The 19,014-nt window shown below is 65.1% G+C and carries 19 protein-coding genes, 2 tRNA genes and 1 other RNA gene; 14 read left to right on the forward strand and 8 right to left on the reverse strand.

The annotated features are described in order from the left end of the window. Positions 1 to 29: 29 nt before the first annotated feature. The 3 genes from ACZ6IE_RS06885 to aceE form a co-directional block, all read right to left on the reverse strand. Positions 30 to 941, reverse strand: a complete 912-nt coding sequence (locus ACZ6IE_RS06885) for an ACP S-malonyltransferase (protein ID WP_464607326.1) — start codon at positions 939 to 941, stop codon at positions 30 to 32. 97 nt (positions 942 to 1,038) lie between these two features. After that, entirely contained in the window at positions 1,039 to 2,232 is a 1,194-nt protein-coding gene (locus ACZ6IE_RS06890) for a PucR family transcriptional regulator (RefSeq protein WP_464607327.1), read from the reverse strand. 15 nt (positions 2,233 to 2,247) lie between these two features. Further along, positions 2,248 to 4,974, reverse strand: coding sequence for a pyruvate dehydrogenase (acetyl-transferring), homodimeric type (gene aceE / locus ACZ6IE_RS06895; protein WP_464607328.1), 2,727 nt, complete (start codon positions 4,972 to 4,974; stop codon positions 2,248 to 2,250). Positions 4,975 to 5,273: 299 nt separating this feature from the next. Here aceE and ACZ6IE_RS06900 point away from each other — a divergent pair, with 299 nt between their 5' ends. Then, positions 5,274 to 5,744: a peroxiredoxin gene (locus ACZ6IE_RS06900; RefSeq protein ID WP_077053298.1), complete on the forward strand. Its 471-nt coding sequence runs from the start codon at positions 5,274 to 5,276 to the stop codon at positions 5,742 to 5,744. 8 nt (positions 5,745 to 5,752) lie between these two features. On the opposite strand, the gene ACZ6IE_RS06905 is transcribed toward ACZ6IE_RS06900, so the two are convergent. Beyond that, positions 5,753 to 6,442 carry a hypothetical protein gene (locus ACZ6IE_RS06905; protein WP_464607329.1) on the reverse strand — a complete coding sequence of 230 codons (690 nt, stop codon included), beginning with the start codon at positions 6,440 to 6,442 and terminating at the stop codon, positions 5,753 to 5,755. 49 nt (positions 6,443 to 6,491) lie between these two features. Between ACZ6IE_RS06905 and ACZ6IE_RS06910 the strand changes: the two genes are divergently transcribed. The 6 genes from ACZ6IE_RS06910 (at position 6,492) to ACZ6IE_RS06935 (ending at position 9,875) form a co-directional block, all read left to right on the forward strand. Continuing rightward, positions 6,492 to 6,564 (forward strand) — tRNA-Val (locus ACZ6IE_RS06910). A gap of 92 nt (positions 6,565 to 6,656) precedes the next feature. Next, positions 6,657 to 7,499, forward strand: coding sequence for a DNA adenine methylase (locus tag ACZ6IE_RS06915; RefSeq protein WP_464607330.1), 843 nt, complete (start codon positions 6,657 to 6,659; stop codon positions 7,497 to 7,499). Further along, the gene (locus ACZ6IE_RS06920) at positions 7,499 to 8,446 is read left to right on the forward strand and encodes a ParB/RepB/Spo0J family partition protein (RefSeq protein WP_464607331.1); all 948 of its coding nucleotides are present in this window, start codon (positions 7,499 to 7,501) and stop codon (positions 8,444 to 8,446) included. The genes ACZ6IE_RS06915 and ACZ6IE_RS06920 overlap by 1 nt, the downstream gene beginning before the upstream one ends. A gap of 3 nt (positions 8,447 to 8,449) precedes the next feature. Next, a complete protein-coding gene (locus tag ACZ6IE_RS06925) occupies positions 8,450 to 9,283 on the forward strand; it encodes a hypothetical protein (RefSeq protein WP_464607332.1) in 834 nt (277 codons plus the stop codon). Positions 9,284 to 9,649: 366 nt separating this feature from the next. Then, positions 9,650 to 9,772 (forward strand): Nif3-like dinuclear metal center hexameric protein, encoded by a 123-nt coding sequence (locus ACZ6IE_RS06930; protein WP_464608601.1) that lies wholly within the window; start codon positions 9,650 to 9,652, stop codon positions 9,770 to 9,772. Positions 9,773 to 9,801: 29 nt separating this feature from the next. Further along, positions 9,802 to 9,875: transfer RNA gene (locus ACZ6IE_RS06935), tRNA-Val, on the forward strand. A gap of 100 nt (positions 9,876 to 9,975) precedes the next feature. On the opposite strand, the gene ACZ6IE_RS06940 is transcribed toward ACZ6IE_RS06935, so the two are convergent. Continuing rightward, the gene (locus ACZ6IE_RS06940) at positions 9,976 to 10,788 is read right to left on the reverse strand and encodes a dienelactone hydrolase family protein (RefSeq protein ID WP_464607333.1); all 813 of its coding nucleotides are present in this window, start codon (positions 10,786 to 10,788) and stop codon (positions 9,976 to 9,978) included. A gap of 178 nt (positions 10,789 to 10,966) precedes the next feature. Here ACZ6IE_RS06940 and ACZ6IE_RS06945 point away from each other — a divergent pair, with 178 nt between their 5' ends. Then, a complete protein-coding gene (locus ACZ6IE_RS06945; protein ID WP_464607334.1) occupies positions 10,967 to 11,710 on the forward strand; it encodes a hypothetical protein in 744 nt (247 codons plus the stop codon). A gap of 78 nt (positions 11,711 to 11,788) precedes the next feature. On the opposite strand, the gene ACZ6IE_RS06950 is transcribed toward ACZ6IE_RS06945, so the two are convergent. Then, positions 11,789 to 12,685: a helix-turn-helix transcriptional regulator gene (locus ACZ6IE_RS06950; protein ID WP_464607335.1), complete on the reverse strand. Its 897-nt coding sequence runs from the start codon at positions 12,683 to 12,685 to the stop codon at positions 11,789 to 11,791. A 153-nt stretch (positions 12,686 to 12,838) separates the two neighbouring features. Here ACZ6IE_RS06950 and ACZ6IE_RS06955 point away from each other — a divergent pair, with 153 nt between their 5' ends. The 4 genes from ACZ6IE_RS06955 to rnpB all read left to right on the forward strand — a co-directional run bounded on the left by ACZ6IE_RS06955 (position 12,839) and on the right by rnpB (position 15,271). After that, a complete protein-coding gene (locus ACZ6IE_RS06955) occupies positions 12,839 to 13,687 on the forward strand; it encodes a Nif3-like dinuclear metal center hexameric protein (RefSeq protein ID WP_464607336.1) in 849 nt (282 codons plus the stop codon). A 37-nt stretch (positions 13,688 to 13,724) separates the two neighbouring features. Further along, the gene (locus ACZ6IE_RS06960; protein WP_464607337.1) at positions 13,725 to 14,462 is read left to right on the forward strand and encodes a zinc ribbon domain-containing protein; all 738 of its coding nucleotides are present in this window, start codon (positions 13,725 to 13,727) and stop codon (positions 14,460 to 14,462) included. Then, complete coding sequence (locus ACZ6IE_RS06965) at positions 14,459 to 14,881, forward strand: reverse transcriptase-like protein (protein ID WP_077053291.1); 423 nt, start codon at positions 14,459 to 14,461, stop codon at positions 14,879 to 14,881. The genes ACZ6IE_RS06960 and ACZ6IE_RS06965 overlap by 4 nt, the downstream gene beginning before the upstream one ends. Positions 14,882 to 14,903: 22 nt before the next feature. Further along, positions 14,904 to 15,271: RNase P RNA component class A (rnpB, locus tag ACZ6IE_RS06970), an RNA gene on the forward strand. Positions 15,272 to 15,421: 150 nt separating this feature from the next. On the opposite strand, the gene ppgK is transcribed toward rnpB, so the two are convergent. Together ppgK and map are read right to left on the reverse strand one after the other, a co-directional pair. Next, positions 15,422 to 16,357 carry a polyphosphate--glucose phosphotransferase gene (gene ppgK / locus ACZ6IE_RS06975; protein WP_464607338.1) on the reverse strand — a complete coding sequence of 312 codons (936 nt, stop codon included), beginning with the start codon at positions 16,355 to 16,357 and terminating at the stop codon, positions 15,422 to 15,424. Positions 16,358 to 16,421: 64 nt separating this feature from the next. After that, a complete protein-coding gene (gene map / locus ACZ6IE_RS06980) occupies positions 16,422 to 17,306 on the reverse strand; it encodes a type I methionyl aminopeptidase (RefSeq protein WP_464607339.1) in 885 nt (294 codons plus the stop codon). 74 nt (positions 17,307 to 17,380) lie between these two features. On the opposite strand from map, the gene ACZ6IE_RS06985 reads away from it, so the two are divergent. Further along, positions 17,381 to 17,569, forward strand: a complete 189-nt coding sequence (locus ACZ6IE_RS06985) for a hypothetical protein (RefSeq protein ID WP_077053289.1) — start codon at positions 17,381 to 17,383, stop codon at positions 17,567 to 17,569. A gap of 93 nt (positions 17,570 to 17,662) precedes the next feature. Further along, positions 17,663 to 19,000 carry a glutamine synthetase family protein gene (locus tag ACZ6IE_RS06990; protein WP_077053288.1) on the forward strand — a complete coding sequence of 446 codons (1,338 nt, stop codon included), beginning with the start codon at positions 17,663 to 17,665 and terminating at the stop codon, positions 18,998 to 19,000. Positions 19,001 to 19,014 lie beyond the last annotated feature (14 nt).

Consider the following 19,014-nt stretch of genomic DNA (forward strand, 5'->3'; position numbering starts at 1 on the left):
GCGGGCTGCGGCATCCGGTGAGGGGGAAATCAGGAAACGAGGTCGAGGGCGGCCTGGAGGTCGTCCGGGGTCTTGATCGCAACGGACGCTACACCCTTGAGTCCGCGTTTGGCGAGCCCCGTGAGCGCACCGGCGGGCGCGAGTTCGATGAGGCCGTCGAGTCCTGCAGCCTGGAAGGACTCCATGCAGCGATCCCAGCGCACGGGCGACGAGACCTGGGCCACGAGGGACGAGACGAACTCGGCTCCCGAGGTGACGACGGCTCCGTCGTGGTTCGACCAGAGCGTGAGCGTTGGGTCGGCGGGGGTGAGCGCTGCGGCGTCGGCGGCGAGGGCATCCCGCGCCGCGAGCATGTAGCGCGTGTGGAAGGCGCCGGCGACCTGCAGTGGGATGACCCGGGTGCCGCGCAGCGGTTCTGCCGCGAGGGCGGCGAGGGCGTCGGTGGCACCGGCGACGACGATCTGGCCGCCGCCGTTGAAGTTGGCGGGCTCGAGGCCCAGCTCGGCGAGGCGTTCGAGGAGCGCGGCCTCGTCGCCACCCAGAACGGCGCTCATACCGGTGGATGCCTGGCCAGCGGCCTCGGCCATGTAACGGGCCCGCGCGGCGACGAAGCGCATGGCGGCGTCGTCGGTGAGGATGCCGGCGCCGACCGCCGCGGTAATCTCGCCGACGGAGTGACCGGCGATGCCGCCGATCTTGTCGAGCGCCCCGGAGCGGCGCAGCGCGTGCAGAGTGAGCAGTCCCGCCGCGACGATGAGCGGTTGGGCGACGGCCGTGTCGCGAATGGTGTCCGCATCGGACACGGTGCCGTGCTTCTCGAGGTCGACACCGGCCGCCTCGGAGTAGCCGGCGAGCAGGTCGCGGGCCTCGGCATCCTGCAACCAGGGAGTGAGGAAACCGGGAGTTTGGGAGCCCTGACCCGGGCAGACAATGACGATCACGCTCTTAGTCTGCCAACAGGTCGAGCGTTTCGGGTGTTGAACACGGCACAACTATCGCCAAACCCTTTGTCGGTTTCGGCAAAAACTGCCGGATGCCTCAGCGGCGGCGCTTGGTCTGCTCGGGTTCGGCGATCGACCCGAGGATGAGCGCGGACTGCAGGATGAGCGACTCGCGCGCGCCCGTGGCGTCCCAGCCGATGACATCCGAGACGCGTTTCAGGCGATAGCGCACGGTGTTGGGGTGCACGAAGAGCTCGCGCGCCGTGGCCTCGAGCGAGCGCCCGTTGTCGAGGTAGCACCACAGCGTGTTGACGAGTTCGGCCGAGTGCGCGTGCAGCGGCCGGTAGACCTTCTCGATCAGGGTGGCGCGGGCGAGGGGGTCACCGGCTAACGCGCGTTCGGGCAAGAGTTCGTCGGCTTGCACGGGCCGCGGGGCGTGACGCCACGACCGGGCTACTGCGAACCCGGCGAGGGCCGCGCGTGCGCTCCGAGATGCTTCGACGAGCGTCGGCACCGGATGCCCGAGCACGAGGTGCCCCGCGCCGAAACCGGTCTCGAGCTGTCGTGCGATGTCCATGAAGCTGAGGGGCTGGGCCGAGCCGCCGTTCTCGTCGTCGGTCTCGCGCACCTCGGCGCGCCCGATGACGAGCACGAGGCGGCTGCCCTGAACGCCGATCAGCACGTCGGCCGACAGATGCCGCGCCGTGCGACGCAGCTGGTCGACGTCGAGCTGCGGGGGAGTCGTGCCGACGAGTACGGCGACCTCTCCGTGCCCATGCCAGCCGAGGGCGGCGATGCGGGAGGGCAGCTCGTCGTCGGCTTCGCCGGACAGGATCGAGTCGACCACGAGCGCCTCGAGGCGTGCATCCCACAGACCTCGGGCTTCTGCGGCTCGCGCATAGACGTCGGCCGAGGCGAAGGCGATTTCGCGCGAGTAGAGCAGGATGCCTTCGCGCAGGTGTTCGCCCTTGTCGGCGACGCGCTCCTCGACGACCTCGACGACGACGCGGATGAGCTGCAACGTCTGTTGCAGGCTCACCGAGCGCAGCAGCTCACGCGGGGCGGCGCCGAACACGTCGGCGGCGATCCACGGGGTGCTCTGGGGGTCTTCGTACCACGAGATGAACGAGGAGATGCCCGCCTGGGCGACGAGTCCGACCGCCGACCGCCGCCCCGGCGGCATCTCTACATACCAGGGCAGCGTGTCTTCGAGCCGTTTCAATGTGACGGTCGCCAGCTCGCCGCTGATGCGGCGCAGCCAGGCGAGCGTCTCCTCTTTCGTTCGTGGCACGGTGGGTGGCTGAGCTTAGCTCTCGCCGCCGGCGTTGCCGGAGGTGCCCGCGTTCACGTCGTGCAGACGGTACTTCTCGATGGCCTGCGACGCGAGCGAACGGTCGACCTTGCCCTGCTTGGCGAGCAGCTCGAGCGTGCGCACGACCACCGACGGTCCGTCGATCTTGAAGAATCGACGGGCTGCGGCGCGCGTGTCCGAGAAGCCGAAGTTGTCGGCACCCAGGGTGGCGAAGTCGTTCGGCACGAACTGGCGAATCTGGTCGGGCACGGCGTGCGAGTAGTCGCTCACCGCGACGACCGGTCCCTCGGTGCCCTGCAGCTTCTGCGTGACGAACGGGATGCGCTCGTCCTCGTGCGGGTTGAGGAAGTTGTGCTCGTCGGCGGCGAGGCCTTCGCGGCGCAGCTCGTTCCAGCTGGTGACGCTCCAGACATCCGCCGAGACGCCCCAGTCGTTGGCGAGCAGCTCTTGGGCTTCGAGGGCCCAGGGCAGGGCGACACCGGACGCGAGGATCTGCGTCTTGATGCCATCGTGCGAGGACTCGTTGAGCTTGTAGATGCCCTTCAACAGGCCTTCGACATCGAGGTTCTCGGGCTCTTTCGGCTGCACGATGGGCTCGTTGTAGAGGGTGATGTAGTACATCACGTTGGGGTCTTCGTGGTGACCGCCGTACATGCGGTCGAGGCCGGCGCGCAGGATGTGGCCGATCTCGTAGCCGTATGCGGGGTCGTAGGTGACGACGGCGGGGTTGGTTGCGGCGAGCAATGGCGAGTGGCCGTCGGCGTGCTGCAGGCCCTCGCCCGTGAGCGTCGTGCGACCGGCCGTGGCACCCATGATGAACCCGCGGGCCATCTGGTCGCCGGCAGCCCACAGGGCGTCACCGGTGCGCTGGAACCCGAACATCGAGTAGAAGACGTAGACCGGGATGAGCGGCTCGCCCTGCGTCGAGTAGGTCGTGCCGAGCGCCGTGAAGGCCGCGGATGCTCCGGCCTCGTTGATGCCCACGTGCACGAGCTGTCCCTGCGGGCTCTCCTTGTAGGCGAGCAGCAGTTCGCGGTCGACCGACGTGTAGTGCTGGCCGTTCGGGTTGTAGATCTTGGACGTCGGGAAGAAGGCGTCGATGCCGAACGTGCGGGCCTCGTCGGGGATGATCGGGACGACGCGGTTGCCGAACTGCTTGTCGCGCATCAGGTCTTTCAGCGTGCGCACGAACGCCATGGTGGTGGCGATCTCTTGCGTGCCGGAGCCCTTCTTGGCGATGGCGTAGGCCGAGTCGTCGGGCAGCGTGATGTCGGTGTACTTCGAGCGACGCTCGGGAACGTATCCGCCCAATGCCTTGCGGCGGTCGTGCAGGTACTGGATCGCCTCGTCGTCGTCGGACGGCTTGAAGTACGGCGGCTGGTAGGGGTTCTCTTCGAGCTGCGCGTCGGTGATGGGGATGTGCATCGCGTCGCGGAACGTCTTGAGGTTGTCGAGCGTCATCTTCTTCATCTGGTGCGTGGCGTTGCGACCCTCGAAGTGCGGGCCGAGGCCGTAGCCCTTCACGGTGTGCGCCAGGATGACGGTCGGCTGGCCCTTGTGCTCGGAAGCGGCCTTGAACGCGGCATAGACCTTGCGGTAGTCGTGGCCACCGCGCTTCAGGTTCCAGATGTCGTCGTCGGAGTAGTCCTCGACGAGCTTCGCGGCGCGCTCGTCGCGGCCGAAGAAGTTCTCGCGGATGTAGGCACCGGACTCGGCCTTGTAGGTCTGGAAGTCGCCGTCGGGGGTGCTGTTCATGAGGTTGAGCAGCGCGCCCTCGGTGTCGTTCTCGAGCAGCGAGTCCCACTCGCGGCCCCAGATGACCTTGATGACGTTCCAGCCGGCGCCGCGGAAGAAGCTCTCGAGCTCCTGAATGATCTTGCCGTTGCCGCGCACCGGTCCGTCGAGTCGCTGCAGGTTGCAGTTGATGACGAAGTTCAGGTTGTCGAGGCCCTCGTTGGCCGCGACCTGCAGCTGGCCGCGGGATTCGACCTCGTCCATCTCGCCGTCGCCGAGGAACGCCCAGACCTGCTGGTCGGACGCGTCCTTGATTCCGCGGTTGGTGAGGTAGCGGTTGGCCTGCGCCTGGTAGATGGCGTTGATCGGGCCGAGGCCCATCGACACGGTCGGGAATTGCCAGAACTCGGGCATGAGGCGCGGGTGCGGGTAGGACGACAGGCCGTTGGGGGCGTGCGACTTCTCTTGACGGAACCCGTCGAGCTGGTCGGTCGTGAGGCGGCCCTCGAGGAAGGCACGCGCGTAGGTGCCGGGGGAGGCGTGACCCTGGATGAAGATCTGGTCGCCGCCGCCCGCGTGGTCTTGCCCACGGAAGAAGTGGTTGAAGCCGACCTCGTAGAGAGCGGCGGATGACGCGTACGTCGAGATGTGGCCGCCCACACCGATGCCGGGCCGCTGTGCCCGGTGCACCGTGATGGCCGCGTTCCAGCGGATCCACGCGCGGTAGCGGCGCTCGAGTTCTTCGTTGCCGGGGAACTCGGGTTCGTTCTCGGATGCGATGGTGTTGATGTAGTCCGTGGTCGGAACCATGGGAACACCGAGGTGCAGTTCGCGCGACCGCTTCAGCAAGCTGAGCATGATCTCGCGGGCACGCCCGCGGCCGTGGACCTCAACGAGTTGTTCGAGCGATTCGTTCCATTCCGAAGTTTCTTCGGGATCGATGTCGTTGTCGCTGACCGAATACGGGTCCTGGTTGTTTACAGTCACCGTCGACCTTTCTCTACGCGGCAGATCGTGCCTGATGGGCGGTGCGCACAGGAGTGGATAGCCGTGTTGTGGCCATCGGGCACCACACTCCAGCCTAGCCACTTCGGGCGGTTTCGGTGACCACGCGCACACCTGCACGCGAGGATGCCGCGAGCCCCCGCATCCGAGCCGCGTTCAGGTTCTGTTCAGCCTTCGTTTGACACGCGCGAGGTGAAGAGTACGATCGGCCTACGTTAGGCGCGCACAACCCTGCCGCATCGATGCCAGGCTCACGCGGCCTGAAAGGACACGTTTCACTCATGGCTTTGGAGAACGACACACAGGCTCCGGACTTCGAGCTCGCCAACCAATACGGCGAACTGATCCGTCTGAGCGAGTTCCGGGGCAAGCGTCCCGTCGTTCTGGTCTTCTTCCCGCTCGCGTTCTCGGGCATCTGCACGGGCGAGCTGTGCGCCCTGCGCGACAACATCGCCATGTTCCGCACCGAAGGCGTCGAGCTCATCGGCATCTCGGTCGATTCGAAGCACACGTTGCGCGCCTGGGCCGAACAAGAGGGTTACGACTTCAACCTGCTCGCCGACTTCTGGCCGCACGGTCAGGTCGCCAAGGAGTACGGCGTGTTCCTCGATGTGAAGGGGCTCTCCAACCGGGCGACCTTCATCATCGACACGCAGGGAATCATCCGCGCCAGCTTCATCACCGCTCCCGGAGAGGCGCGCTCGCTGGCCGCCTACCGCGCAGCCCTCGAAGAACTGCACCAGCCGGCCTAAGCCCGTTCTTAGCCGATCAGGCTGACCGCGCGCGCGATGACGAGCGCCAGGATGATGAACCCGGCGAATGCCTCGAGCCCCATGAGCAGCTTCGCGCGATGCGACAGCGGCATGGTGTCGGTGGGCGAGAACGCCATCGAGTTCGACAGCGAGAAGTAGAGGTAGTCGACGAACGTCGGCACCCAGTCGGCCACAGCGCTCGATCGGGCGCGCACCTCGGTGATGGCGTCGTCGTCCTCGTCCTGCGGAAAACGGAAGTCCGCGGGCTGCAACTGGTCGCGAGCGAGCCGGGTGCGGGCAACGGGGCCGCCGCGGTCCAGCTCCCAGAACACGAGCGCGAAGGCGATCACGTTCGTCAGCCAGACCTGCAGCGCCGAGAGCAGCAGGGGCGGCCCGTCATGGGTTCCGTCGACGAGCAGCTTGATCAGCAGCACGAGCGTGATCTGGTTGGCGACCAGGATGAGGAGCGCCAGGCCGAGCGACAGGAGGCGGGACAACCGCGTCTCGCGGTTCAGGCGATGCGGGTTGAGGATCAGCAGCGGGATGACGAGCAGCAGCCCGATCCCGACCACCACATAACGCTGCACGCTCAAGAGATCGTTCGGTAGGAACGCATACAACGTCAAAGCCGCCAGCACCCCGATGATGGCGGGCCAGCGGTGCTCGGCCGGCACCTGCCGCGACGGGTGTTGTTCCATGAGGCCGAGTGTATGCCGTAACATGGGTGCTCGCCGCGTCACGCGGTGAGGGCCTTTAGCTCAGCTGGTAGAGCGCCACGTTTACACCGTGGATGTCATCGGTTCGATCCCGGTAGGGCCCACCCTTGTATAGATCTGTCACCGTTCCGCGTTGACGGCGGCGTGGCGTCTTGGGCGTATTCGATTGAAGAGTGCCGTTCGAGCATCAGGCACCGTGAAGAAGAATGTAGTTGATATGGTCGCACTGGCAGGTGGGGTCAAGCCTTTCGTCAGTTGGGCTGGCTCGAAGAGAAGACTGATCTCCCAAATTCTCCCGCACGTTCCGGAAGATTATGGCCGGTACATTGAGCCTTTCCTGGGTGGCGGGTCCCTCTTTTTGACACTGCAACCATCAAGTGCACTCTTGAATGACGCGTGTGTCCCTCTGGTGAACACGTGGCGGGCGATTGCCTCCAACCCGCACGGCGTATACCGCGAAGCAACGAAGCGTCCTCTGAATAAGGACGAGTACTACCGCGCGCGGGCAGAGCGGGGAGGCGGCTACCTGCAGCGCGCGGGCCGATTCATTTATCTGAACAAGGGAGCATTCAACGGTCTGTACCGGGTTAATTTGAAGGGGGAATTCAACGTCCCTTGGGGAGCCCCAAAATCCGAGTTCATCTGTGACAGAACCAACCTGCTTGGGGTGTCCGAACTCCTCGACCCGTCGAGAAGTTCGATCACGCATGGAGACTTTTCTGCGAGCGTCGAGCAAGCGGAAGCAGGAGATTTAGTTTTCGTGGACCCTCCTTATGTAACGTCTCATAATGAGAATGGCTTCGTCGAGTACAACGAAAAGATTTTTTCGTGGGATGATCAGGTACGTTTAGCTAAATCCGTGCAAGCGGCGGTTCATCGGGGGGCAACAGTTTTGGTTACGAACGCGCATCACGCGAGCGTCATAGATTTGTATGCGGGGTTTGAGTTGGTTGTCACAGAACGAGCTTCCACGTTGGCAGCCTCGAAAGCGAAACGCGGAAGAACATCTGAAGTACTGATGGTGGGGAACCCTTCCTGATGGAACTTAGCGCTACCGTCCGCGTCGCATCGCCCGCGGAGATAAGACCTAATCCCGAAAACCCACGCCTCGTATTTCGCGAGAAGGAGTTGCTTGAGCTCGAAGCGAGTATCGCAGCGAATGGGATTTTAGTACCCCTAACGGTCTACGAGTCCTCGCAGGGTGGTTTTGTCTTGCTTGACGGCGAAAGGCGTTGGCGCTGCTCCAAAAAGCTCGGCCTGCGCCGAGTACCGATCATTGTGCAACCCGAACCGACGTTGATCCAGAACATCATGATGATGTTTGCGATTCACAACGCCAGATCGGATTGGGACCCTTTCCCAACCGCGCTAAAGCTTCAGCAGCTTGAGGCGCTGTACGACAAGAACGAGGGCCGGCTCCCAACCGAAAGTCAACTTGCCCAGCTTGCCAGCCTCAGCCGCGGTGAAGTCCGCAGACTGAAGAACATCTTGGGGTTGCCGAGCGAGTACCTGGCTCTTATCGAAGACGAGCAAGACTTGCCGCGGGCGGACCAGACGCTAACTGTTGACCACCTACTCGAAGTGACGCGAGGAGGGCGGGCGCTTGCGAAGCAGTCCGTCATTTCGGACGGAGAAAGGGAGACGCTAGAACGCGCTCTCATCGATAAGTTTCAGAAGAACGTGCTGAACAGTACGGTCGAACCTCGCTTGCTCACGCGGATGGCTAGGGCGGTCGAGCGCGAGGACGTTTCCGGCGCAAATGTTCGGTCGAGCGTCCAGCGACTGATCGAAGACCCTAATTTCACCGTCCGCGACGCCTACAAAGCATCCGTAGAGAGAGCCGAGCAGGAGCACAGCCTCGAGCTTGCCACGAAGCGTCTTTCGCTCAATCTCGCGGGCCTCCGGGATTCGGCAAGTTTTTCGGAGACTACGCGCCAAAGTCTGGTGGAACTGCGGGACCTGCTGAACGATCTGCTTCGGAATTAGATCATGGCGGTGAAAGCAAAAGATTTCGAGCTCGTCCCGGTAGATCTCCTCGATTCGGTAGTTGCATATGGAACCTGGCTTGAGTCGCAGGGTTACCGTGTGCAGTGCGAGCCGTACGAGTTGGAGTATCCGAATAGTCCGGTATTTCGAGGAACCCGGAACGCACAGCAAGATTACTTTTATGAAGTGGCGTCCGCGGTCAACGTGCCGCGAGCTGAAGAGTGGGCCAAATACGGAAAGGCTTCAACGCGCGATACTAGGTACGTCGTTGTCATCGCCAACGGTAACTCCGTCACCCCCGCGGATTTATCGCGTCTCAGGGTACTGGGCGTCGGCGTGGACGTAGTCGACGCCTCAGGGGTGAACTCGATCTGCGCGCCTCATGATCTGTCGCTCAATGCCGAATTTCCAGGTCTCTCCCGAAAGCTGGTTCGTAAGCTTGGAAGCTCCAAGGAGCTTTGGTCGCAAGGGAGCTGGAAGGAGTCATTCGAGGATGCGTGCCAGGCTCTCGAAACGGAAGCGAGATCCTATCTAGCGAAGGCTATTAGGGGCGGCCGGGCCTCGTTTGTCAACGACAAGGGTAAGCCTGTGACTCTCACAGAAGCTCAGGTGTCGAAGATGACTTTGGGCGCGTTGGCTCGGGCATACGGCGAGCTTACCGGCCCGAGTCAGATGGAGAGCCGACTTGCTCAGGCGCTCGAACGAATCAACCCGCGTCGAGTGACGGTAGCTCATTTCAAATATAAGAACGGGGCGCGGGCACGGGCCCTCCGTACTCAGGTGGGTAAGGACTTGATCGTAATCGTGAACGCGATGAAACTGCTACTCAACGACTGAACGTCAACATCATCAATTGATTACAGAGTACGTTCGTCGTGGCAAGGGAGAGCACGACGTGTTGATTGCGCGCGGAGGAGCCCGTATAGCTCGATTGTGAAGTAGGCAGGGGCTGTGCTCAACGGCGTACCGCGAATAATCACAAACTTGCACTGCACGGTACCGGTGGCACAATATCCCCTGATGCAGCAGCCTTCAAGATCTTCATTCACTCGCATGAACGGATTACGACCATCCTGTAGAGGCATGAAAGCGTCTCTATAGGAAGTCGCTGCGGTTGAACAGCTCTGGCCTATCCATGGACACGAGTCGTGAGATGCCTCAGGCCTCATCGTCGGTGCCTCCGATCAGCCCGCCCCCACCATCCTGCTCGCGGTCGATGCGGTGGCCGAGACGGTGGACGAAGCGATCGAGAGCGGAGCCGGGAAGTTGCTGACGCATCATCCGCTGCTCTTGCGCGTGGTCACCACGGTCGCGTCCTCCACCTAAACATGGGTGCATGCCGCGTCACGCGGTGAGGCGCCTTCAGCTCAGCTGGTAGAGCGCCACGTTTACACCGTGGATGTCATCGGTTCGACCCCGGTAGGGCCCACCGTATTTATGGCCCGCCTTGCAGGCGGCGCGGTTGCGTTCCTGGTCCGCCTTGCAGGTGGCGCAGATGACTGCGCGGTCGTCCTAGCGGTTGCGGTGACTCAGCGTTCCGCCTTGAGGCGGTCGCGCAGGAACGCGACGACTCGCTCCCTGGCTCGGTAGGCACTGTTCTGCGGATGCTCACGCACCTCGTTCGTGAGCACCGAATGCGCGCCGCGGGCGAAACCATCCGGATTGCCCGCCGAGGAATCGAGTTCGATGACTTCGAAGGCGTCGCCCAGCCGGTCGGCGATTGTGGCGAACCGTGCGCGAGGGACGCTCGCGTCCTCGCTGAAGCGCAGGCCGATCGCGCACACCTCTCCGGCGCTGGCGCGCTCGGCGACGCGGTCGAACTCGCCGGGCGACATGGTCGGGTCCATGTGACGCGCCCGCCCGATCGGGAAGGGCGCGGCGGGCTGACTCAACACCGAGGCGGCCACCGAATCGTCGACGGCGACGGCGAGCGCGAAGCCGCCCGTGAAGCACATCCCGATCACGCCGACCCCGCGGCCGGGCGTCCGCGAAGCCAGATCGGCGGCCACCGCACGCAGGTAGTCGGTGATGGGCCGATGCGCCCCAGCGGCGAAAGCGCGGAACTCGCTCGCGACGCACAACCGGGCAACGGTCTTGAGAATGTACCCGGTCGACGCCGCGCGCCCCGGCTGCCCGAATGGTGACGGCACGACCACCGTGAACCCTTCGGCCACGAGATGTTCGGCGAGCCCCAGAACCTCGGGCGTGATGCCGGGAATCTCCGGGATCAGGACGACACCCGGCCCGCTTCCCTTCTCGTAACAGTCATACGTGAACCCGCCGCCCGTGAACGGGGCTTTCGTCCATCCATCGAGGGTCGCCGTGGGCGCATTGTCGGTCATAGGCCCAACCTACGACCGGATGGCCGTCATTCGACTCTTTCCCAGGCGACTCCTTCCTAGACGGCCGAACCCACCGTTAGTCGATCGACTAACACTCGGATGAGCTCCTTCCACCCGTTCCTCGGCCGCGCCAGTCTGAAGACATCACACAGAAGCGAAACGCGGAAGGAACCTCATCATGACGAATGTCCAGAGCACCCCGACCAAGACCCGCACCCGTCGTTCGATCGGCATCGCCTCGGCGGCGCTGTCGGCCGGCATCCTCGGCGCCGTGATGGGCGTCACCCCGGCGAACGCCGCCGACGCACCCGGCTTCTCGGGCGAAGAGTTGCAGCAGCTCTGCAGCGGCGAGACCATCTCGAAGGACGGCGGGGTCTTCCGTTCCGCCAACTGCACCTACAAGCCGGGCGGCGACGTGCAGAAGTTCACGCGGTGGAAGGCCGTTCCAGACACGAAGGTCTCGGCCTGCGACGGCCAGAGCAACCAGACGAAGCGACTCCAGATGCAGACGGTGACCTTCTCGCAATCGTGGACGGTCGGTGGCAACGCCGGCCTCAACATCAAGGACATCTTCAGCATCGGTGTCGAGAGCAGCTACACCGAGACATCCACCACGGCGACCGCCAACACCGACGAGATCGTCGCCAACTCGGGGCAGACGAACTTTGCCACCCTGGGTGAGCCGTTCGTGCGCGAGACGGGACCCATCGAAGTGACCGTCGAGCGGGAGAACCGCATCGGGCTCACCACCGGCCAGGTCGTCTCGGTCTGGGAGGACGCCGGCACGCAGAGCCTGAACGACGTGCAGCGTGACGTTCCCGACCCCACGCGCATGGGGGAGTCCGGCCGCGGTGAGGCCGGCTGCGGTGAGACCAACCGCGTGCCCGAAGACCCGAACCAGTGGTACGACTACTTCGGATAGTCGCCACGTAACGCAAGGCCCCGCTTACCGCTCGTCGGTGAATGGGGCCTTTGTCGTGTCGGCCCGGTCAGGCAGCGGTCACGACGCCTCTGCGGCGTCGGTTGTGTCGAGCACCGCTGTTGGCGTTGTCGAGTTTGTGTCGATGGCCGGCGCTGCGGACGGGGGCGCGGGCGGCAACGCGGACTTCGAACGATGGGCCTGACGCGGTGCACGGGCGACCAGCGCACCGCGAACGAAGGCGACGGCGACGAGGGCCGTGCGGTTGGGCGCGCGCCAGGACCGCATCAGCCGTGACAAATGCCATGCCACGGTCTGGCGGCTGAACCGCGTACTCCGCGCGATCTCCTCGTTCGACAGCCCGTAGGCCGCGAGCGTGAGCATGTCCGCCTCATCCGCGGTCAGCGCCTCGGATGCCGCAGCCAACTCGACATCCGAGAGCCCGACATCCGAGAGCCCGACATCCGTGAGCTCTCCCGGCGCCGCCGTATCCCGCACGGGGTCTCCCGTTTCGCCGCTCACGTGGTCCGCCGCGTCGAGACGCGCGCGATGAGCGGCCCAGCTCTCGGCCCAACACGAGCCGAGCTCATAAGCCACGTGGGAGGCGCGGGCCATCGCGAGCACCGTCTGAGCACGATTCGCGTTCCGCGTATGCCGGATGACGACGGAGAACACCTTCAATGCGGGGAACGCTCCGCGCAACACGACGGAGAAGTTCACGCCGGGCCCCACCGCCGCGCGGGCGGCCACGTGCCGCAGCCTCACCAGACACGATTCGGGCACGGGCGTTCCCTGCTCGACGGCCACGAGGGCCGGCAGCAGCACGATCGGAACGATCTCGCGGTAGCGATCGTGCAACCAGTCCCGGTCGCCGAGCGGAACCTCGTCGAGCGGGGGTGCAACGAGCAGCCGCGCAAAGTCGGGTGCGCGCTCCGGCAGGCCCAGCTGCAGCGCTTGGCCCGGCCGCATGAGTTCCATCGTCGGTGCCTTCATTCCCACACGTCCCCCTCGCCGTCGGTTCCATCGTCGCATCCACGGGCGGGGTCCGGCATAATCGGCCTACCGTTGACAGTGCGATCTCGATCACCTACATCGGTCGAGCACCGTGCGACCCGGCCTAGGCTGGTTGCCATGACTACCACCCTGCGCACCGTGACCGACGTGGTCGAGAAGTTGTGGCCGATCGACGGACAAGAGTCGTGGGATGCCTCGGGACTCATCGCCGGCGCGTCCGAGCAGCCCGTCGCCACCATCCTGCTCGCGGTCGACGCGGTCGCCGAGACGGTGGACGAAGCCGTTGAACACGGCGCCGGCGTGTTGCTGACCCACCATCCGTTGCTCTTGCGCGGGGTCACCACGATCGCGTCCTCCACGTACAAGGGTGCGCTGCTGCAGAAGCTCATCAAGAACGACTGCGCCCTGCTCGCCGCGCACACCAACGCGGATGTCGTGGCCGACGGCACCTCGGCCGTGCTGGCCCGGCACCTCGGCCTCACCGACGTCGCACCCATCGTCGTCTCGAAAGAGCAGCCTCTCCGCGACGCCGACCCCGAAGCGCCCCTGGCAGGCATCGGCCGCGTGGGCACCCTTCCGCAGCCTGTGCGCCTGGGCGACCTGGCGCGAGCCCTCGGCACGATCCTGCCCGCCACCGCCACCGGCGTGCGCGTCGCGGGGGAGTACGACCGCCCGGTGCAGCGAGTGGCACTCTGCGGGGGCGCGGGCGACTCGCTGCTCGGGGAGGCCGCGGTGCAGGCATCCGACGTCTACATCACGAGCGATCTGCGGCACCATCCGGCGTCCGAATTCGTTGAGCAGGCGCGGCTGGGCGACGGGCCCGCGCTCATCGACACGTCCCACTGGGCATCCGAATGGCTCTGGTTGGATGTCGCGGCCGAACAGTTGCGCCGCGAACTGCCGGGCGTCGAGGTGCTCGTGAGCGAGATCCGCACCGATCCGTGGGACTTTGTCGTCACGCAATGAGCGAAGATAGAGGTATCGCTACAACGTTGGGATCAGTGTGAAAGCCAGTCTTGCCGAGCAGAAGCAATTGCTCTCGCTCCAGGCCGTCGATACGACGGTCGCTCAGTTGAACCACCGCACCAAGAATCTGCCGCAGAACGCGGAGATCGCGCAGCTGCGCACGCAGCTCGATGCGCTGCGCGGACGACTCGCCACCGAGACCGGGACGCTCGACGACACGCGCGCCGAACTCTCGCGGCTCGAGAGCGATGTGCAGCTGGTCGAGGCCCGCGTCGCGCGCAACACCGAGCGCCTGCAGCAGACGGCCTCGGCGAAAGACGTGCAGGCGTTCGAGCAGGAGCTCGAGTCGTTGAAGCGTCGCCGCGACAACCTGGAAGAGATGGAACTCGTCGTCATGGAGCGGGCCGAGACCGACGAGGCCGTCGTGAATGCTACCCGTGCCGACGAGGCTGAGCTGACCGCCCGCATCCAGACCCTCGAGGCCGAGCGCGAAGCCGCCCTCGATCGCCTGAGCGGCGAGCTGGGCACCGCAACGGGTGAGCGCAACACCGTGGCCGAGAAGGTCACGCCCGAGCTGTTGGCCCTCTACGAGAAGCTGCGTGCGCGCGGCGGTTTCGGCGCGGCACTGTTCCGCGCGGGCACCTGTGGGGCCTGCAACATCACGTTCACGGGCAACGACCTGCAGTCGCTGCGCGCTCAGGAGATCGACGCCGTCGTGCAGTGCCCCGAGTGCAACGCCATCGTCGTGCGCACCGAAGAGTCTGGTCTCTCGTGAGCCACTCCTTCGTCGTCGAAGCCGACGGCGGTTCGCGCGGCAACCCCGGCATCGCCGGCAGCGGCGCGATCGTCATCGACGAGGCATCCGGTGAGATCCTCGCCGAAGAAGGCGTGTATGTCGGCATCGCCACCAACAACGTCGCCGAATACCACGGCATGATCGCCGGGCTCAAGAAAGCCTTCGAGATCGATCCGACCGCCGTCGTGCACGTGCGCATGGACTCGAAGCTCGTGGTCGAGCAGATGTCGGGCCGCTGGAAGATCAAGCATCCCGACATGCAGAAGCTTGCCCGCGAGGCCCACGCGCTCATCGGCTCGCGCCAGGTGACGTTCGAGTGGATCCCGCGCGCCGAGAACTCCCGCGCCGACGCCATCGCCAACAAGGCCATGGACCGCAAGGTCAGTTTCGCCGAATAGCTCTCGATAGACTGGGGGCGAACGGGCCGGCTAGACGGTCGCGTCATCCGCCTTCGGGTGTGATGCCGAGGAACGTCCGGGCTCCACAGAGCAGGATGGTGGGTAACACCCACCCGGGGCAACCCGCGAGACAGTGCCACAGAAAGTAGACCGCCGTCGGGCAACCGGCGGTAAGGGTGAAACGGTGGTGTAAGAGACCACCAGAGGCCAGGGTGACCTGGTCGGCTCGGTAAACCTCGTCCGGAGCAAGGTCAGACAGAACACCATGGGGCTGCTCGTCCCGTGTTCGGGTAGACCGCTAGAGGGCTGCGGCAACGTAGTCCCGAGAGAGATGGCCGTCACGGTCGCGCAAGCGGCCGACAGAACCCGGCGTATCGGCCGACCCGTTCACCTTCTTTGCCGCCCTGCTGCGGAAACAACGCTGGTTCGGAAACAACGCTGGTGCGGAAACGACGCTGTTGCGGAAACGACGATGCGGCGGCTCATGATCGAGCCGCCGCATCGTTCTGTTTTAACTCTCTCGCTGGATGCGAGTCGCCACTACTTCTTGGCAGCGCCCGAGTTGGCCATCTTCTCGCCCGACGCGCTGGCGCCGTCGGCCCGGGTATCGGCGTCGGAGCCGGCGCCCGCAGAGGTGCTGCCAACGTGCGCGGCCGCATCGCCGTGCACGGCCAGCGCCGCGGCGCCCAGGATGCCCGCGTTGTTGCGGTGGTGCGCCGGAACGATGGGCGTGTTCAAGCTGAGCAGCGGCAAGAACTTCTCGTGGTGCTTCGACACGCCACCGCCCACGATGAACAGGTCGGGGGAGAAGAGGAACTCGAGCTTGTCGTAGTACTTCTGCAGCCGTTTTGCCCAGTGCTCCCACGACAGGTCGTCGCGCTCCTTGGCGCCATACGACGCTTTCGACTCGGCGTCGTGGCCGTCGATCTCGAGGTGGCCCAGCTCGGCGTTGGGAATGAGCACGCCGTTGAAGATGAGCGCGCCTCCGATGCCGGTGCCGAGCGTCGTCATGATCGTGAGACCCTCTTGGTCTTTCGCGGCCCCGAAAGCGGATTCGGCATAGCCCGCGGCATCCGCGTCGTTCACGAAAGTGATCTCGCGACCCAGCGCGTCTTCGAACTGCTTCTCGGCGTCGAGGCCGATCCACTTCTTCGACACGTTGGCGGCCGACAGCGTCTTCCCGTGCTTGACGATGGCGGGGAAACAGACGCCCACGGGTGTGTCGGCGGAGGGCGGGTCGAGCTGCTTGAGCAGGTCGACGGTGGTCTGCAGGATGTCGGCGGGCTTGCCGCCGTCGGGCGTCGGCACCTTGATGCGGTCGGTGAGCAGCTCGCCCGACGCCAGGTCGATGATCGCGCCCTTGATGCCCGTGCCGCCGATGTCGATGCCGATCGCGGTCTTGGTGGAGGCCGACGAGACGTCGGTGTCGGATGCGGTCTGAGCGGGAATCGGAGTTCCGCTGGTGGTTTTCGCCATGACAGTCACCTTAGAGGGGTTGCGGGTTCGAACGGGAGGGGTGGTGGCGCGCGCCGTCGCCGCGCTAGAAGCTTGTCTGGCCGGTCGGCAGCGTCAGGATGTCTGCCCCGCGTTCGGTCACCACGAGGGTGTGTTCGAACTGGGCGGTGATGCTCTTGTCGCGCGTCGTCACGGTCCAGTCATCCGCCCACATGTCCCACTCGTGGGTGCCGAGCGTCAGCATAGGCTCGATGGTGAAGACCATGCCCACCTCCATGACGGTGTCGAACTGCGGCGCCGAGTCGTAGTGGGGGATGATGAGGCCCGAGTGGAACGCCTCGCCCACGCCGTGGCCCGTGAAGTCGCGCACGACGCCGTAGCCGAAGCGCTTAGCGTAGGACTCGATGGTGCGGCCGATGACGTTGACCTGGCGGCCGGGTGCGACGGCCTTGATGCCGCGGCGCAGCGACTCCTCGGTGCGCTCGACCAGCAGGCGCACCTCGTCGCGCGGCTCGCCCGCCATGAACGTGCGGTTCGAGTCGCCGTGCACGCCGCCGACGAAGGCCGTGATGTCGATGTTGACGATGTCGCCGTCCTCCAAGACGGTGTCGTCGGGGATGCCGTGGCAGATGACCTCGTTGATCGAGCTGCACAGCGACTTCGGGTAGCCGCGGTAGCCGAGCGTCGACGGGTAGGCGTCGTGCTCGATGAGGTAGCGGTGCCCGATGGCGTCGAGCTGTTCGGTGGTCACGCCCGGCTTCACGTTCTCGCCCACGAGCGCGATGGCGTCGGCGGCGATGCGACCGGCGCGGCGGATGGCCTCGATCTTCTCGGGCGGGTAGACATCTGAGCCGGTGAAGGGCGACGGCGCCGTCTTGCCCACATATTCGGGGCGGGGGATGCTGGCCGGCACCGGTTTGACCGCGGTGAGCTGGCCGGGAATCAGGTGTCCGTGAGAGTCCTTGGGCATAGGATCAAGCTTAGTCCGGCGCAGAATCGGCGGGGCACAGAAGCAAGATCGGCGCGGCACAGAAGGGGACGACGATGTCAGAAGATCCGTCGAAGCAGTACTGGTACAACATGAAGACGCAGGCCGTCGAGCAGGGGTACGCCTCACCGTCAGCCGATCGCGTCGGGCCATTCGCCACCCAGAGCGAGGCGGCGCACGCGCTCGACAAGTTGCGCGAGAACAGCCAGCGTTGGGCGGCCGAAGAAGCTGCAGAAGATCGCTGAGGTTCGGCATCCGCGACGCTCGTCAGAATCCACTAGCCTGGAGTTCTTGAGGCTTGCTTCGAGACATCGGCGATCGCCCGGAAAGAGGAGTGCATGGATAAGCAGACTGACTTCGTTCTTCGGACCATCGAAGACAGAGGCATCAAGTTTGTCAGGCTCTGGTTCACCGATGTGGTGGGCACGCTCAAATCCGTGGCCATCGCGCCCGCCGAGGTCGAGGGTGCTTTCGCCGAGGGCCTCGGGTTCGACGGTTCGGCCATCGAGGGGCTCACGCGCTCCTACGAGTCCGACCTGCTGGCGCACCCCGACCCGACCACGTTCCAGATTCTTCCCTGGCGCGGCGAGATCGACCCCACCGCGCGCATGTTCTGCGACATCACGACCCCGGATGGCGTCGCCGCCGTCGCCGACCCGCGCAACGTCTTGAAGCGCACGCTCGAGAAGGCCGCCGACCGCGGGTTCACGTTCTACACGCATCCCGAGATCGAGTTCTACCTGCTGAAGTCCGCGCAGCTCGGGCCGGAGGGCCCCATCCCCGTCGACTCGGCCGGTTACTTCGACAACGTCCCCGGTGGCACGGCCCACGACTTCCGCCGCCGCTCGGTGCGCATGCTCGAAGACCTCGGCATCTCGGTCGAGTTCAGCCACCACGAGGCGGGCCCCGGCCAGAACGAGATCGACCTGCGCTATGCCGACGCGCTCACCACGGCCGACAACATCATGACGTTCCGCACCGTCATCAAAGAGGTCGCCATCGAGCAGGGCGTCTACGCCACGTTCATGCCGAAGCCGCTCTCCGACCACCCGGGTTCGGGCATGCACACGCACATGTCGCTCTTCGAGGGTGACCAGAATGCGTTCTACGAGGCCGGCGCCGAATACCAGCTGTCGAAGACCGGCCGCCAGTTCATCGCCGGCCTGCTCAAGCACGCGCCCGAGATCACGGCCGTCACGAACCAGTTCGTCAACAGCTACAAGCGCCTCTGGGGCGGCGACGAGGCTCCGAGCTTCGTGTGCTGGGGTCACAACAACCGGTCCGCGCTCATCCGCGTGCCGCTCTACAAGCCCAACAAGGGGCAGTCGTCGCGCGTCGAATACCGTGCCATCGACTCGGCCGCCAACCCTTACCTCGCCTACTCGCTCATGCTGGCCGCCGGCCTCAAGGGCATCGAGGAAGAGTACGAGCTGCCGCCCGAGGCCGAAGACAACGTGTGGAGCCTGAGCGACACCGAGCGACGCGCCCTGGGCTACTCGTCGCTGCCCGCGAGCCTCGACCACGCCATCCAGTACATGGAGGAGTCCGAGCTCGTCGCCGAGACGCTGGGTGAGCAGGTGTTCAACTACGTGCTGCTGAACAAGCGTCGCGAATGGCAGGAGTACCGCGCGCAGGTCACGCCGTACGAGCTCGCCAAGAACATCGAAATCCTCTAAGCAGGAGGCTCCGT

This window comes from Okibacterium sp. AC114 (assembly GCF_979253355.1).